Annotated in this window: 14 protein-coding genes; 8 read left to right on the top strand and 6 right to left on the bottom strand. The window is 45.0% G+C overall.

The window, feature by feature from the left end; genetic code table 11:
- Nucleotides 1-135 precede the first annotated feature (135 nt).
- From HUB64_RS12385 to HUB64_RS12375, 3 genes are all read left to right on the top strand, one after another.
- Nucleotides 136-312: a DUF1328 family protein gene (locus tag HUB64_RS12385; protein WP_028760636.1), complete on the top strand. Its 177-nt coding sequence runs from the start codon at nt 136-138 to the stop codon at nt 310-312.
- A 24-nt stretch (nt 313-336) separates the two neighbouring features.
- Nucleotides 337-531 (top strand): hypothetical protein, encoded by a 195-nt coding sequence (locus tag HUB64_RS12380; protein WP_028760637.1) that lies wholly within the window; start codon nt 337-339, stop codon nt 529-531.
- A gap of 144 nt (nt 532-675) precedes the next feature.
- On the top strand, nt 676-2,355 hold the full coding sequence (locus HUB64_RS12375; RefSeq protein WP_173497092.1) for a diacylglycerol kinase family protein: 1,680 nt from the start codon (nt 676-678) through the stop codon (nt 2,353-2,355).
- A gap of 50 nt (nt 2,356-2,405) precedes the next feature.
- On the opposite strand, the gene HUB64_RS12370 is transcribed toward HUB64_RS12375, so the two are convergent.
- The 3 genes from HUB64_RS12370 to HUB64_RS12360 all read right to left on the bottom strand — a co-directional run bounded on the left by HUB64_RS12370 (nt 2,406) and on the right by HUB64_RS12360 (nt 5,848).
- Nucleotides 2,406-3,065: a hypothetical protein gene (locus tag HUB64_RS12370; protein ID WP_173245898.1), complete on the bottom strand. Its 660-nt coding sequence runs from the start codon at nt 3,063-3,065 to the stop codon at nt 2,406-2,408.
- Nucleotides 3,066-3,291: 226 nt separating this feature from the next.
- Nucleotides 3,292-4,368 carry an L-dopachrome tautomerase-related protein gene (locus tag HUB64_RS12365; RefSeq protein WP_173245901.1) on the bottom strand — a complete coding sequence of 359 codons (1,077 nt, stop codon included), beginning with the start codon at nt 4,366-4,368 and terminating at the stop codon, nt 3,292-3,294.
- Nucleotides 4,369-4,477: 109 nt separating this feature from the next.
- Nucleotides 4,478-5,848 carry a sigma-54-dependent Fis family transcriptional regulator gene (locus HUB64_RS12360; protein WP_028760641.1) on the bottom strand — a complete coding sequence of 457 codons (1,371 nt, stop codon included), beginning with the start codon at nt 5,846-5,848 and terminating at the stop codon, nt 4,478-4,480.
- Nucleotides 5,849-6,094: 246 nt separating this feature from the next.
- Here HUB64_RS12360 and HUB64_RS12355 point away from each other — a divergent pair, with 246 nt between their 5' ends.
- Both HUB64_RS12355 and HUB64_RS12350 read left to right on the top strand, forming a co-directional pair.
- Nucleotides 6,095-6,550 carry a hypothetical protein gene (locus tag HUB64_RS12355; protein ID WP_028760642.1) on the top strand — a complete coding sequence of 152 codons (456 nt, stop codon included), beginning with the start codon at nt 6,095-6,097 and terminating at the stop codon, nt 6,548-6,550.
- A 276-nt stretch (nt 6,551-6,826) separates the two neighbouring features.
- Nucleotides 6,827-7,381, top strand: a complete 555-nt coding sequence (locus tag HUB64_RS12350) for a BON domain-containing protein (RefSeq protein ID WP_105249747.1) — start codon at nt 6,827-6,829, stop codon at nt 7,379-7,381.
- A gap of 267 nt (nt 7,382-7,648) precedes the next feature.
- On the opposite strand, the gene HUB64_RS12345 is transcribed toward HUB64_RS12350, so the two are convergent.
- The 3 genes from HUB64_RS12345 to HUB64_RS12335 form a co-directional block, all read right to left on the bottom strand.
- Complete coding sequence (locus tag HUB64_RS12345) at nt 7,649-8,053, bottom strand: DUF3224 domain-containing protein (RefSeq protein WP_173497091.1); 405 nt, start codon at nt 8,051-8,053, stop codon at nt 7,649-7,651.
- 129 nt (nt 8,054-8,182) lie between these two features.
- Nucleotides 8,183-8,959, bottom strand: a complete 777-nt coding sequence (locus tag HUB64_RS12340; protein WP_105249748.1) for a hypothetical protein — start codon at nt 8,957-8,959, stop codon at nt 8,183-8,185.
- Between the two features lie 213 nt (nt 8,960-9,172).
- Complete coding sequence (locus HUB64_RS12335) at nt 9,173-10,312, bottom strand: polysaccharide deacetylase family protein (protein WP_173497090.1); 1,140 nt, start codon at nt 10,310-10,312, stop codon at nt 9,173-9,175.
- Between the two features lie 324 nt (nt 10,313-10,636).
- Here HUB64_RS12335 and HUB64_RS23400 point away from each other — a divergent pair, with 324 nt between their 5' ends.
- The 3 genes from HUB64_RS23400 to HUB64_RS12325 all read left to right on the top strand — a co-directional run bounded on the left by HUB64_RS23400 (nt 10,637) and on the right by HUB64_RS12325 (nt 15,181).
- The gene (locus tag HUB64_RS23400) at nt 10,637-10,816 is read left to right on the top strand and encodes a hypothetical protein (RefSeq protein ID WP_309247079.1); all 180 of its coding nucleotides are present in this window, start codon (nt 10,637-10,639) and stop codon (nt 10,814-10,816) included.
- A 104-nt stretch (nt 10,817-10,920) separates the two neighbouring features.
- A complete protein-coding gene (locus tag HUB64_RS12330; protein WP_173497089.1) occupies nt 10,921-13,557 on the top strand; it encodes a TonB-dependent receptor in 2,637 nt (878 codons plus the stop codon).
- A 67-nt stretch (nt 13,558-13,624) separates the two neighbouring features.
- Nucleotides 13,625-15,181: a tryptophan halogenase family protein gene (locus tag HUB64_RS12325; RefSeq protein WP_173245913.1), complete on the top strand. Its 1,557-nt coding sequence runs from the start codon at nt 13,625-13,627 to the stop codon at nt 15,179-15,181.
- The last annotated feature ends 1 nt before the right edge of the window (nt 15,182 follow it).

Raw genomic sequence — 15,182 nt, 5'->3', positions numbered from 1 at the left:
TATTTAAAATCAATTAACTACTTAAAATTTTTAAAGTTGGCATTAAGATCGCAATCAAGTAAGAGCCATTAGCCGTTACCTTACAAGTGACACAAACGGTCATGCGAAGGATTAATACAAGGGCAGGAGGTTATTATGCTAGGTTGGACATTAGTATTTCTAGTTGTTGCCGTGATTGCCGGGTTGTTAGGATTTGCTGGGATTGCTGGCGCAGCGGCGGGAATAGCGAAAATCATTTTCTTCATATTTATTGTGTTATTAGTGATTTCTCTGCTGATCAATGCCCTTAAGGGCAAATCACCGCGACTATAATTTTTTTTAGAAAAGGAGATAGATATGAAACCATTTACCCTGATGACAAGTGCAGCATTCGCATTATTACTCGCCCTAGGTTTAACGGCCTGTAGTGATAACAAAGCCGAAGACGCGGGCGAAAAAATCGATGAAGTAATGACTGATACAGGTAATGCCATCGAAGATGCCTGTGAAGAAGTCAAAGAAGGTGTTAAAGCTAAAGATACTAAGTGCTAAACAAACCTCACTTTAGGGTGGCAATAGACTCGTCTACTGCCACCCTTTTGGTTTAGACTCGCTCATTTCTGCATCTCTCATCTCGACATCTATCCATTCAAGTGCAACGATTTTAACCAAGAACAATGGCATTGGAGGACTTGCATGCTAACGAAGATCCACATCAAATATTTGTACACTGCAGGTGCAGTATTGTTAGCCTATTTTGCAGTAACAGACACTTCTCCCCTGCTCACTTTCATTTGTGCATGGACAAGTCTGTCACTGTTTTTAGTCGGTTCAGCCTATTGGTTTAATCTCGCCAGTATTTTTAGAAAACGCCAAGATGGCACTATTCCTTGGTATATTCGTTGGGGTTTTATTCCCTTTTTATTAGGCAGTCGACTCTATAACCACTGGGCCAGAAAATACGATTCAGTACCACCCATGCAGAGGATTGATGAACATCTGTATCTCGGCTGTAGACTCTTTTCCGCAGATCTGGAAACGATTAAAGCCAATAAGATCACTGCCATTCTGGATGTCACCGCTGAATTTGATGGCTTAGATTGGTCGCAATTTGAAGATCATATCGAGTATTTAAATATTCCCATCCTCGACCATAGCGTACCGACCAGTGCCCAACTCAATCAAGCCGTTAACTGGCTGCACCGCCAAGTGCGCGCCAATAAACAGGTACTCATCCACTGTGCAATGGGTCGTGGCCGCTCAGTGCTGGTACTCGCCGCTTATTTGGTTTGTAAAGATAAACAACAGCACTTCGCCGAAGTACTGCAACAGATAAAGCAAATCCGCAAAACCGCTGGCTTAAACAAATGGCAATTACGCGCGCTCGATCGCATGCTTAGTCAAGGGAAAATTAACATCCACAAAGTGGCGTGGATTATCGCCAACCCAGTTTCTGGTGGCGGGAAATGGCAAGAATACAGCGAGCAAATCCAAGATGAACTCAAAGCCTATTTTGACCTGACTTTAAAACTCACAACAGCAGACGAAACCGCAAATGTCTTCGCCGAGCAAGCCCGTAATGCAGGCGCTGATATCATTATCGCCTGTGGTGGCGATGGTACTGTGACTGAAGTGGCCTCTCAAATCGTTGATACGGATATAGTCTTAGGCATCATTCCTCTTGGCACAACTAATGCCCTCAGCCATGCCCTCTTTGGTTTAGGCAGTAAGCTTATTCCTATCTCTCAGGCGCTGGATAATATTATTCAAGGGCATTGCCAAGCCATTGATACCGCGCGTTGTAATGAGGAGTTAGTGTTGTTGCTTGTAGGCATAGGGTTTGAGCAACAAATGATTGAATCCGCAAACCGTGAGCGTAAAAATGCTCTCGGCCAGTTTGCCTACCTCGATGGCTTATGGCGCGCAGTGAATGCCGATATCACTTTAACCATCCAACTCAGCTTAGATGATGCAAAACCCACAACATTAACGACCCATAGCCTAATCGTTGCCAATGCCGCACCGTTTACCAGCGTGTTGGCGCAGGGCGATGGCGAACCAAACATGACCGACGGTTTGCTCGACATTACTTGGTTGGATGCTGGCGATGAACCCAAAGAGCAGTTGCTTAGCCTCGCTGAATTAGCGATTGCGGGATGGGTAAAAGAAGGCAATAAGAATGTGCGAGATCAACAAGCGAGTGCAAGTAAAGTCCATCATGCCCATGCTAAAAAGGTCACTATCAGCAGCCAGCCTAAGTGTAAATATGTGATTGATGGTGAAGTATTTGAGCCAGCGGATCTCACTATTGAAGTCCAGCCAGCATCTCTTAAAGTGTTTGTTCCTTATCAGGAAACCACAGAGCAAGATGAGTGATCGTTGTGGAGGACATCCAGCCTAACTTTTTAGGCAGGATGACTGAGAATTTATAGAACGAACAAAAAATATAAAATATTCAACAAAATAAATATAACCAGCAGAACCAGTACCCGCATGAAATTAAATTCACTACCTTTGGGAAGTGATTTTTGAGTGGTGTTACTAAAATCCTGAAATTTACAGTCTATTGCCTGCGCACATTGCTGTAGAACTTGTTGTAATTCCTTTCTATCAGTACTGTCACCCAATATCAATTGAGCACCGTTGGGCTGATGCAATTCTAAATAAGCCAGATAATGTTGGACAGTATCTTCCGCTTGGCGATTGCGGCTGATCTGATGCCAGCGGGTGATTTGCAGCTGATAAAGTTGCACTGCTTTGATGTCCGAAAAAGCATAGGAACGCCACCGCCACAATCCCATATACCTCCCATTGAATAAACCTTTACCGAGCCACAATTGCTGTTGCTCGGCATCTAACCAACACTGTTGCTGAACAAACGCAGTCGGTAACACGGGTAACAATAGAAACAGTGTTACCCAGCCGAGAACGAGCTGTAGTATCGGATCGGGTTGTAAATAGGTTGCTCTGGCGCAGAGTAAACCAAGCAGTAATAACCCAGCAGCAAACAGCCATAATAGAGGTCGGTACTGAGTACTCAGAGTTTGAATATAAAATGCATTTTTAGAAGGTTGATTGAGTTTCACTGAACTTGTTCCTTGTTCCTTGTTCCTTGTTCCAAAATTATCTCACCATTCAATATTGACCTGTGCCAGTCACAATAAGAGGCATTGATAGTTTGCACAATCAACACCTAACTCATTTCTAGACGCTTTCGAGTTAAACCAAAGACTCACATCAACGTAAATAAACAGTTGCGATATAACTCATACTGCAAATATAAGCTGCAACTTTGCAGTTGCAGCTAAGGTGTTATTGACCCGCAGCAGTATCCTCACCGGTCCAGAGTCGCATAATACGATAAGGCGGTTTGGCTGTTTCGGCTTTTCCATTAAAGGCTTTTGCTTTATGCAATTGGTTCACTGAAATATATAACCAGCCTGTTTCACCAAATTGCACACTATCAGGAAAATCCAGTAGTGGAGAACTGACCGCTGTTGTTAGTGTGCCTTTGTTATCTAGCATGGAAATGGCATTGTGGTTCAAATTGGTAAAGTAATGATTACCTTGTTTGGACGTTGCAGCGCCATCTGATACAGGCTTGGCTCCGACTAATTTTACCGTGGCGATAATTTTATCATTATTGCCTGTTTGTAAAGCTGCAGTCGATAACTGATACCAGTGAGTACCATTCATTGCACCATAATAGAGTGTACTTCCATCGGCAGATAAACTGATTGGATTGACCGCTACACTAGCGACTTTGCCATTAAACAATGTTGTTTTGTTATCTATGTTCATTACTGCATCCGCTTCGGCCTGCAGCGAGCTATGACCTGAAAAACGTATTGTATGGCCATCGTCGATACGCACCGCTAAGAGGCCAGGGTTGGCGATATCGGCTAAATAAATCCAGCCTTTTTGAGAGTCGACAACCAGATCCTGCATAAAGCTGCCTTTAGGCGCGAGAGCTTGTGGTAGGACGATTTGTTTATATAGACTGCCGTCCTTAATGTTGAATCCCCAAATCCTTGTCTGGCCTAATTCTAACCCCATATCTGCGGTCCAGAGGTGTCCAGCCTTGTCCTGAGCAATACCTAATAAGGTATCAAATTGAGCAGTATTGGCTGTCGATGTTTTTTGCAAATCCATTGAAGGCCAAGCTTTATAAGCGTTGGTCTCACGATTAACTTCAATCAATTGCAAACCTGATGGTGTATCAAATGGATGTACTGTGGCAAAAATCCGACCTTGTGCAGTGACGCTGACATTGCCAGGTCGTATTGGCAATTCAGCGACTGTTTCAAGACTTCCTACTGCTGGGGTGGCGTTCACAAAACTACTGGCTGTCAAAGAAAGCCATAATGCTGTTGTTAATAAATGTTTCATATTCTATCTCCGCTTTTTCTGTTTAAGGGCTGTAGAATAGGAGTTATTATTTACAAAAAAAAGAGTATAAAGTTTAGCTCTGTTTCAATATTAATTTGATAATTAATGTTTATTCAGCAGTCGTTTCACCGGTCTCGACTTGCTGCTCGTACTTGCTGAGCTTGTTGTAGAGGGTTTTAACGCTGATCCCCAGTTGTTCGGCGGTATCCGTTTTATTACCTTGAGTGGTTTCTAGTGCTTGATAAATAGCGATTCTCTCTAAATCATCTAAGCGCATGCCTTGGGGGATAACAACTTGCTCACCACCACATAAACCCACTTCATTCGTCTGAGGTAGCTGTAAATGGCTGGGTAAAATATCCTGATCGGCCAGAATATAGGCTCGCTCAATTGCATGTTTTAATTCGCGCACATTACCAGACCAAGGGTACTTAGCAATCATCTGAATACAGTCTTCAGCTAAGCTCTTATTCTGCTTTTCGGCCACGTTACGATAGGCAAGAAAATGCTGCGCAAGCCCAATAATATCTTCGCCACGTTCCCGTAAGGGCGGAACGCGAATGGGAAACTGAGCCAAACGAAAGTACAAATCTTCTCGAAATAGCCCTGCCTCTATCGCCACTATGGGATCACGGTTAGTCGCTGCCACAATACGTACGTTTGCACGTTGCACTTTGTCACCACCCACAGGACGATACTCGCTATTTTCCAACACTCTGAGTAACTTCACTTGATGATCAATCGGCATTTCGGTGACTTCATCGAGAAACAAGGTCCCGCCTTCAGCCTGTTCAAATACGCCTTTGTGATCGCGATTCGCCCCCGTAAATGCGCCTTTGACATGACCAAACAGCTCACTGTCGACCAATTCAGGGCTTAATGCACCACAGTTAATTGCAATAAAAGGCTCGTTTACCCTAGGGCTGGCAAGATGTATGGTATTAGCAACCAGTTCTTTCCCGACCCCACTTTCCCCAATAATCAGCACATTACTGCCTGTCGCAGAGACGCGACGAATTGTGCGATATAGCTTGTGCATAGGAGCTGATGAACCAACAAGCAAACCGTACTGGTCTAGCTCGCTAGCAAAAGGATGCAGTCGATTAGGCGATGATGCTAAATACTGTGCAAAATCAGCAAAAATTTCGCTGATTAGCGGCATATCGTAAGGTTTGCGAAAGTGGTAACCCGCAAAATGAGACATTAACTGATCAAGATTGGGGTTTGGCTGACCGTCGGAGAGAAAAATAAACTCAATATTTGACATGGCCGCATTATCTAGCAGCACAAGGTAATCTTCACGACTAAGACTGGATAACTCAATAATGGCAACATCGACGTGATTTGCCCCTAGCTGCTCTATCCAAGGCAAGTCATCGACACTGCGTAGCTTATTAAAGTCTGCAGCGCCAGCAAGTTCGATGATTGCTTGCTCGGCGCCAACATCCTGCAAGTGATAAAAAAGTGTCAGTCGAGCCATGCGTATCTACTCCCTGTATGAAAAACTACTGTATGTCAGCCATGAAATTTTAACAACAGCAACGGTAATAGTTGCCGATGTTCTAAGATGATATCTCGATGAACTGAGAATATCAGTCTAAAAATCAGCCTGTTAAAATATCATTAAAAACGAGAACAGAATATGCATGGTAGCTGAACGAAACAAAATCAGTTTACCCAAGCAGTTAAACAATCTATGTCGAACACTGGCATTAGGAGGCCCATAATGAAGTCTAATGTTGTGCAACATCAGACTGATATCCGCGCCGATATCATGTTGATCGATGAAATCATCAAGCTGAATCAGGAAGGACTCACATTTTACAACCAAGCGAGGAGGTATGTCGAAGACTATAATCTTAAGCGTGTTTTTTCCGCCAAAGCTAACATCCACCAACGAATGTTAACTCGGTTTGAACAGCTGAGACGTTTGGCTGACGAGCCAATTAATGGCCTAAGTCACACCGTGCCCGTCACTTATACTCAAGCAACAGAATTGTTGCAACAGTGCCAAATTTCGCAGGCTATGACCGCCCTTGTCGACATAGAACAGCAAGTGCTAATCCAAATAAAACAAGCAGTAAGGCAAGCGCATCAGCCACAACTTGCAAACCAACTTGCAGAAGGCGCCGCTTGGCTGCAAATGAGTTACGACGGTACGGGATCGCTCAATCACCATTAATTCCCTGTCGCTAAGTGAGCCATATTTAACCGACTCCCCTCCACTTTTATTACAGACATAATACCGCACTGATGAGTGCGGTTTTTTATGCTCGAATGATGGCTCAGCATGCCAGAAAAAATTACATTTTGTCGGTAAAAAAGACCGACCTAAAGGAAAATGCCAAGGTATAAAAACGCCAGATAAAACAATTTAAACATTAAAAATCATTACCTTAAAAACATTGGCACGATTGGCGCATTATCTAGCTTCGAGAAAACAACGGAGGATATGATTATGAAAACTACAACAGCATCAGTACTAGTGGCTTTACTTGTCGGTTCAATCAGTTTAAATGTGGCTGCCGCCCAAGATTGGAAAGGCGGAACCAAGGATGCGTGGATCGATGGTAAAGCAGAAACCACTTTACTGCTCAACACGAATCTCAATTCCTTCGACATCATTACAGATGTCAAAGATGGTAAAGTGACGTTAACAGGTAAAGTGGAAAGCAGTGTGGATAAAGCCCTCGCCACAGAGCTCATCAAGAGCTTAGATGGGGTGAAAGATGTCGATAACCAACTCACTGTGATGAATGAAAAAGAAGGCACCAGTGAAGTTGTTGCCACCTTAACTGACTCTAAAGTTGCCACAGTCATCAAAACGCGTTTACTGTTTTCAACTGACGTATCCGGCACCCAAATTAATGTGGATGTTGCCAATGGCATAGTGACATTGAAAGGTGAAGTTGCCAGCGATGCCGAACGTCAACTAGCACTGAAAATTGCCGAAAATACCGACGATGTGAAAAAGGTCGTTGATAAAATTAAAGTGGTTAAAAAAGTGTCTTAACTCTCGCGACAACGGCATTTTTTAAATTAAACGTATTTTAAGTAACAGCACGCCGATCTAGACTAAAGGTTCGATAGTGCTTTATGAAAAAAGAATCAAAAAAACCAGCCTCAGCTGGTTTTTTTATGTCCATTTTCAGACTCAATCGAAAAGACTTACTCGCTTAAATTAAGAGGGGTGAATTAAGATGACTCGAATGATCATAAAGGAGAAGAGTTACAGAAAACTGAGCTAAAACACAGGCGTTATTCAAGCTTCAAAGCCAAACTAAGCTTCAAAGCCAAACTGGAATGCATAAAAATGTTGGCCATTCTCAATATTGATGGTCATAGTGCCAGTTAACCCCTGCAACTCCCCCGCCCCAGAATGGGGTATCACTTCTAAGATCAGACGATTTTGTCCATCGGTCATAATGCCAAAATGTTGTAATACAAAACTGCCCTGCTTACCGCACAAATTACCAACCACTTGTTCAATGGCCGCATAGCCAGCAGAGCCCTTGACTGACGTCATAGCACTGAGCATTTCCCCCTTGCTGCGCCCCTCAAGCTCACCATAAAAGGTTTTATCTAAGCCCATACGTCCTAACGTCACACCACCAATGCCAGTAGCATAGGGGCTATCAGGAGTGAGCTTAACATCAAATTTCCCAGTGATTTTGCTAACTTGCATGACACTCTCCTTGTCGAAATCTTATGCTGACCGATTACCTGCTAACGCTTGCTACTAAAGCAAACATCACCCACTTACCGAAAAACAACTTAGCATAAGCCTGCGCAGATCCATAATGGCATTTACACGCTACTTATGTATGCTGGTCTCACTCACTACCATCTCTATGGTTTTGACTATTTCAGGGCTTTCAGACATAGGTTGGTCAGACGCTCTATCGCGATAAGTCACAGCAATTTTGAATGGGGCTTCAAAAGGATAAACAGGTTCAATACTATCCACTTCGATTCGATCGCCAAGCATGACACTGCCTAAGTGTTTCAAGCTATTGTGTTTAAAATCCAGATTAAACAATCCAAGATACCAAAATACGCCTGAACCTTGAGTCGTCACAATAAAGGGCGCCACAAAGGGCATAGTTTGCATTTTAGGATCATCTTGAATCGGTGCGTCACTTTGGGTGTCCGGCTCTAGAGCGGGATCGAAATTTAACGGTGTAATGCGCAAGTAATCGAGTAATGCTCGACCTTTTACCTCACCATCTTGGTAGTCGCCCATAGCAAACTCTGTTTGCTTGATCTTAATAAAATGTGTCAGTGCAACGGACTTGCCGCCCTCAGGCAGCGTTATTTCAACAGGATTGGCGGTATTTAAGCTAAAGAGTTTGAGCATCACTTCCGATGCATTCGCCACAGGCTTTACCTCAAAAGGTGTCACAGTTTCGATCTCATTCGCCTGAGCCTGAGTTTTTTCATGCGCCATGGCTTCATCGTATTGCATCACCTGTCCATCTTCCATCACCATATAAATATCATCATTGGTCATGTTGAAACGGTAAATACCCGCAGCAAGTAAGGCTAATACCACTAAGGTTGCCGCTATGGTTAATTTTACAAACGTACTCATCTTCTCTCCCCAATCGCGCTCGTTATGCGCTACTTTTCTAACACCGATAAACTTCAAATCAATGTCGGAGCAGTATTACAGATACTGAGTTAAAGCGAAGTGGGTAAAGTATAAAAAATGCCGCTATTTTGAATTTTGTCAGGCTAAGTTCAGCAACATGCCTTTTACTCGACCAATATGATGGGCCGAGTAAATACTCAGCCCAATACATCACTACTTTTCGTTTTTCCACAAGGCAGGGGTCTGGCTTGGTTGCCAATTGCTTTGGGAGAAATGCGCTTGCACTAAGGAATAGATTTTATCTTGATAGGACACAAACTCAGGTAGTTGATAATTATGCTGATCCTGCCAAGCAGGGGCATAATTATCTAGCGTATCAAAACGATACCCTTGACGTTGAGCTTCTTCAACAAAACGCTTAATTTTAGGCAAGTTGATGGTTGCACCTTGTCCGCGGTGCGCATTCTCAAACAGGAAGTCGTGGGTCAAGATCACCACTTTCCTGTTATGTAAACCATCACTACAATCTAAGTTCTGCGTACGACTGTTAAGCGGATTCATCGTCGTTCCTGCGCAGGTGTTAATCACTTGATTGACTTTTGCCACCAGCTCAACCCCATCGGCCATGGATTCAGCAGGAAAGGCAACCCCCCAATCCTCTGGTCCCCAGTCTAGATCCCAGCCAAATATTTTATAGTCACTCTCGGCAAGCATGTTTTGAATTTGCACCGCAACTTGCGAACTGTTGGTCGAGGTTTCTGCGGTACAAGCAAAAGCAGGATCCCAAGGCGGCACAGTATCGGATGTCGCACACAAGCCGTCGCCTTTGAGTTTACTGGTCACTCGCCAACCATTGGTGTAAGGCAAACGTGCCAACTTAGTCATCTTGTTATTGGGATAACTGGCGGCATTAGGAATAAGTTCAACCACTTTGGCCGTGTTCGTCACAAAATAGGTGAAATCGGTGGCCGCATCTTGATAGGATTTTACAGGCCAGAGTCCAACTTGATTACAATATGCCGCCCCAGATTGCACGCCATCAGTGCAGTTATGCAGCATATGATCGTAACTGTGGTTTGCCAGAATATGACCATCGTCTAGCAAACGTTGTAGGGCGACAGCCGCTAATGCCTCGTTTTCATCTCCTTCGCCATACATATGAAACGCATTAATAAAGAACGTCGCCTTAATATTGGCATCCTTTAACGCATCTAACAGCCCTAAGGTCGCGTCAATTGGACCATCATCAAAGGTAAGGTAAATGGTTTTATCGCTGGCGTAGGCCGCACTTAAGCCAGTACTCAAGCTCGCAACACAAAGCCCAACTGCAACGGCTATCGATTTCAGTTTCATGATTTCATCCTATAAATAATGTTTAAAGATGAATAAGTTAGTTCTCTTTACGCACTGGTTAATTCATAACCTGTAGACAGCGAGTTCACTCATCCGTTTAGCTTATCTATAGTGAGTAATCCCGCCGGCATTAGTTATACCATCCTAGCAACAAGCCATACTTTTCTACGCTAAGTCGATAAATCCTGCCTTTGCACCAGTTATACCAATCACATTAAATATCTAATCAGTTCAGAGCCTCACAGGCATTTCAATCCAAGGCGCATTGACGCAGAAATGGTCATTCCCTTTTAAGTCAATGCAACACCGGAGTGGGATGCCTGTGTGGCTACCAAAGGGCGGGTTTCAACGCGCTTTATACTGCGTTTAAGGCTTTCGACAGAGCACCACTATGCCTTCAAGCCTTCGCCTTGTCTAAAGCGCGTTGAATTCCCGCTGAATGAACAGATATTTAATACGATTGGTATTAACTATCCCCCTTACCCAAGGCTTCAAAGACAATAGAAAAATACCAATCCTAGTGTGAAAAGTACCGCATCAACAATTCGATAACAGGTAAGTTAACTGGAGAAAAAAACAACACAAAAGTACTACAGGGATGCAATAACATGTCAGAAGGTCAACTATTTAAGAGCTCTTTGCTCGCATTATGTATCGCTAACGCCTTGTTCGGGATGAGCTCAACCGCAATCGCGGCGGAGCAACAAGAGGCAACCGCAGAAAATATTGAGGTGATCCAAGTACGCGGCATACGTCGCTCGATTGAAGCCTCAATGAATACCAAACGCTTCGCCGACTCCACGGTCGATGCTATCACCTCGGAAGATATCGGTAAGTTTCCCGATAAAAATATCGGTGATGCGCTGCAGCGAATTTCTGGGGTGACGGTCGATAGGCAATACGGTGAAGTGAGTGGGGTCACCATTCGTGGTACAGCGCCAGAACAGAGTCGTATTTTGCTGAACGGTCAAACCGTTGCGAGCACCTCTTGGTATGATCTTGGTCCTGCCACTCGTACCTTCAACATGGAATTATTGTCAGCCGAGCAAGTCAGTGCGGTTGAAGTCCACAAAACGCCAACCGCTAGCCTTGAAGAAGGTGCGCTGGGCGGCACTGTCGATCTCAAAACCCGTAAGCCCTTAGATCTCGATGCTCACACTTATCAAGTGGCGGGTGAGTTGAGCCAAAGCAGCCTGTACGATGAAACAGATCCGAGTGGATCTTTCGTCGGAAGCTGGAAAAATGACGATGAAAAATTTGGTATTTTAGGCGCTTACTCAGTAGAAAAACTCACCAGTGGTCGGCATGTATTAGAATCGCTCAGCGGTTACTATGAGTACTTTTCCGCTGATCCTGCACAAAACCAAGAATCAACTGTCGGGGCGTGGGGGATTGGCTCACAAGCATTTAGGGCCGAACGTGAAAGGACCAGTGCCCAAGTTACACTGCAATTTGCACCGACTGAAAAAACAGAGTTCACCTTAGATTACTTTAATTTTGAACTCGATATCCCCCACGTAAACCACAACTTCTTAACCGTTGGCGCCCGCGGTTCAGGCTCCACCAACGTAGTGAACAATGCCCAAGGCGGCACAGCATCGGCAACGATTCTGCCGGCGTATGCGTCGATTATTTATAACCCTGTGGTGCGCCACGCGGTCAATATGAAATCTGACGTACTCAACTTAACCGGAAAATACGTCGGGGACAGTTTCACCCTTAGCGGCGTCATTGGCCAATCGACCTCAGATGGCGGCACCCAAGGCGGCTCATCTTCTTGGTGGATCCCTGCGACGGACCAAGGCGGCAAAATTGGCGATCCCGCCTTCCCTAATGGTCAAGGCAGTGTCGATGGTGGCTTTAGTTACGATGCCACAGGTCCCTATCAAGTGGTGCTCACGAGCCTAGATGCCAACGATGCTAGCCAGTTCAAGCATGCGCAGGAAGCCAACTACGAAACCACAGTGCAAGATCATAAAGTCACCTACGCGCAGTCTGACTTCGAATATCAACTCGATCATGATTTTATTAATAAAATTGCGGTCGGGATTAAGTACAACACCAGTGATTTCGAGCGCAATGCCTTCAACCGTAACCCCGCAGAAATCTTAGGTTTCGTGCCTAATGGCAACCTAGCCAACTGGAGCGATGGCGTACTGTCTGGCCTGCATTCCCAGAGCGGCGGCAATGTACTCGATTCTTATGCCAAGTTAGATGAAGACAAATGGTGGGCGTTTATCAGCGAGAAATACGCCAATGGCGAGTTAGTGGAAGTCGCCGATCTCGGTAACACCTTCACTGTCGAAGAGGATATGTTGGCCCTGTACGCCCAAGCGGATTTCAGCGGCGAATTCTATCGTGGTAACTTTGGTTTGCGTTACGTTAACACAGACCAAACCTCAACCGGTTTTGCCGATGGCAAACCCTACAATGAATCCGTTAATTACGATAATTGGTTACCGAGTATCAACGTCGCCTTCGATCTACAAGAAGATCTAATCCTACGTGCCTCGGCCTCTGCCGTGATGGCGCGTAACAACTACAGCGACCTCAAACCAGGTTTAGCCATAGCGAAAAACTTTGGTACTGCGACCGGCGGTAATCCAAATTTAAAACCCTATAAGGCAAACCAAGCCGACCTTGGCATCGAATGGTACTTCACTGAATCTTCTATGCTGTCGGCAGCATTGTTCTACAAAGATATTGATAACGTAGTATTTGTCACTGAGTCGACTCAGTACATTGAAGGTTGCGGCGCGTCAGAATCCGAGTGGAATAAATGCCGTGTCACAGCCCCAGCCAACGGCGGTAGCGGCTCTGTTACTGGGCTTGAAATCCAGCTACAACATAACTTTGAAAGCGGTTTTGGCTTCTTAACCAACTACACCTATGTTGACAGTAAAAGCACTCGCCCTGATGGCACCGAGCAGATGATTGAAGGCGTATCAGAAAACTCCTTCAACGGTTCACTCTTCTACGAAGATGATCTGTTCAGCGCCCGTATCGCCTATAACTGGCGTTCAGAATACTTAGGCGTAGGTAATATTCAAAACGTGTTAAACGACAGCTATCAACAAGTGGATGCCTCGATTATTTGGCATGCAATGGAGAACTTAGATATCTCACTCGAAGGGGTTAACTTAACCAATGAAGTGGTGCAATCCTATGATGTTAAATACGGATTAACCCAAAATACCATCGAATTTGGTTCACGTTATTTCGTCGGTGCCAGCTACAAATTTTGAACTTGAGTCACAGCATAGCCGACCTTAGGGTCGGCTTTTTGCGTTGGTAATGCAGAGGGTATAAATCATGAAAGTGAAGCAAGCAATCAGAAAAATCATTATCTTAGGCGGCGGCACCGCAGGCTGGATGGCAGCGGCCGCCCTCGCGAATAACCCCGTATTTGCCGCCATTGAGCTCTGTTTACTGGAATCGGACAACATAGGCACCATAGGCGTTGGTGAAGGTTCAACTCCACACTTAAAACGCTTTATGGACAACTTAGGCATTAGCGAAAAAGATTGGATGGAACAATGCCACGCCAGCTATAAAACTGGCATCGATTTCATCAACTGGAATGGGGACGGGCAGCAATACTTTCACCCCTTCTATTGTCAAATGGATGTGAAACCCGCTGAAGTTTTCTTTATCAACGCCAATGCAAGACGCCGAGGGCATGGGAATGCCGTTAAACCCGATGCATTTTTCTCCAGCGGCGTATTGGCCAAGCACAATCTCAGCCCAAGGCCGAATAAAACAATGCCCTGCGCTAACGAATACGGCTATCACTTCGATGCCACTGAGCTGGCCAATTACTTAAAAGATTATGCCTGCCAACGCGGCGTAAAACACCTCATCGGCGATGTCATTGAAGTTTCAACAACCCAAAACCAACATATAGACGCCTTAATGCTGGCGAATGGCGAACGACTTAACGCCGACTTTTTTATCGATGCCAGCGGCTTTAGCGCTAAGTTAATTCATAAAACCCTAGGCGTACCCTTTCAATCCTTCGCCAATGAACTGCCCAACGACAGCGCAGTCACTGTACCTGTTCCTGTACCTGCATTAATGGACTCCGCTCAAACACAGCAAACCCATGATCTACAAAACCATGCATTGCAAACCCAAGCACAGCAAGCCAAGTACCATACCCGCGCCACGGCGCTCAGTGCGGGCTGGCTATGGCAAATCCCCCTTACCCACAGGCTTGGCAATGGCTATGTTTATAGCAGTCGCCACCTCAGTGCCAATGCCGCAGCCAAGGAATTGTTGCACAGTGTTAATCTGCCTGAATCAACCCAAGTACGGTTTCTCAAGATGCGGGTCGGTGTCAGTGACAAGGCTTGGCACAACAATGTTTTGGCGATAGGACTCGCGCAAAGTTTTATCGAACCACTCGAAGCCACGTCGATCATGATGACCCAATTTACCCTTGAAAAATTTATGTCGTTATTCGAGCGCTATCAATTGAATAAGCAGGCAGAGACCTTAAGTCGACAAACACTCAATCAGGCGGTCATGCAGTTAGTGCTCGGCATAAAGGATTATATTCAGGCCCATTATGTCACCAGCCAGCGCAGCGAACCCTATTGGTTGGCGGCGAGAAAAGTCACCATTTCCCAAAGGCTGACGCAACTATTGCAAGCTTGGTATCAAGGGGAAGACTTTGATTTACTGCTTTACCAATACGATCAGCAACTCGCCTACTTTCGCCCTTCTTGGTATGCGCTGTTAGCGGGAATGGATTACCGCGACCCAAAACTGAAGCGCCCATTTGAGCCGATTTCAGCGGAGATCACGGCGCAAGCGATACGCTACAGCCAAACCTTAGTGGAGCAGTATTTTCAGCCTAAGCATCCGTGAT

It is taken from the genome of Shewanella sp. ISTPL2, assembly GCF_013283205.1.
GTDB classification, from domain to species: domain Bacteria; phylum Pseudomonadota; class Gammaproteobacteria; order Enterobacterales; family Shewanellaceae; genus Shewanella; species Shewanella oncorhynchi.
Note: the sequence above shows the minus strand (reverse complement) of the source record. Positions and strands in the feature narration are given on the sequence as shown.

Coding starts and splice junctions, on each gene's coding strand:
- HUB64_RS12385 (WP_028760636.1), top strand. CDS start 136: ATGCTAGGTTGGACATTAGTATTTCTAGTTGTTGCCGTGATTGCCGGG.
- HUB64_RS12380 (WP_028760637.1), top strand. CDS start 337: ATGAAACCATTTACCCTGATGACAAGTGCAGCATTCGCATTATTACTC.
- HUB64_RS12375 (WP_173497092.1), top strand. CDS start 676: ATGCTAACGAAGATCCACATCAAATATTTGTACACTGCAGGTGCAGTA.
- HUB64_RS12365 (WP_173245901.1), bottom strand. CDS start 4,368: ATGAAACATTTATTAACAACAGCATTATGGCTTTCTTTGACAGCCAGT.
- HUB64_RS12360 (WP_028760641.1), bottom strand. CDS start 5,848: ATGGCTCGACTGACACTTTTTTATCACTTGCAGGATGTTGGCGCCGAG.
- HUB64_RS12355 (WP_028760642.1), top strand. CDS start 6,095: ATGAAGTCTAATGTTGTGCAACATCAGACTGATATCCGCGCCGATATC.
- HUB64_RS12350 (WP_105249747.1), top strand. CDS start 6,827: ATGAAAACTACAACAGCATCAGTACTAGTGGCTTTACTTGTCGGTTCA.
- HUB64_RS12345 (WP_173497091.1), bottom strand. CDS start 8,053: ATGCAAGTTAGCAAAATCACTGGGAAATTTGATGTTAAGCTCACTCCT.
- HUB64_RS12340 (WP_105249748.1), bottom strand. CDS start 8,959: ATGAGTACGTTTGTAAAATTAACCATAGCGGCAACCTTAGTGGTATTA.
- HUB64_RS12335 (WP_173497090.1), bottom strand. CDS start 10,312: ATGAAACTGAAATCGATAGCCGTTGCAGTTGGGCTTTGTGTTGCGAGC.
- HUB64_RS12330 (WP_173497089.1), top strand. CDS start 10,921: ATGTCAGAAGGTCAACTATTTAAGAGCTCTTTGCTCGCATTATGTATC.
- HUB64_RS12325 (WP_173245913.1), top strand. CDS start 13,625: ATGAAAGTGAAGCAAGCAATCAGAAAAATCATTATCTTAGGCGGCGGC.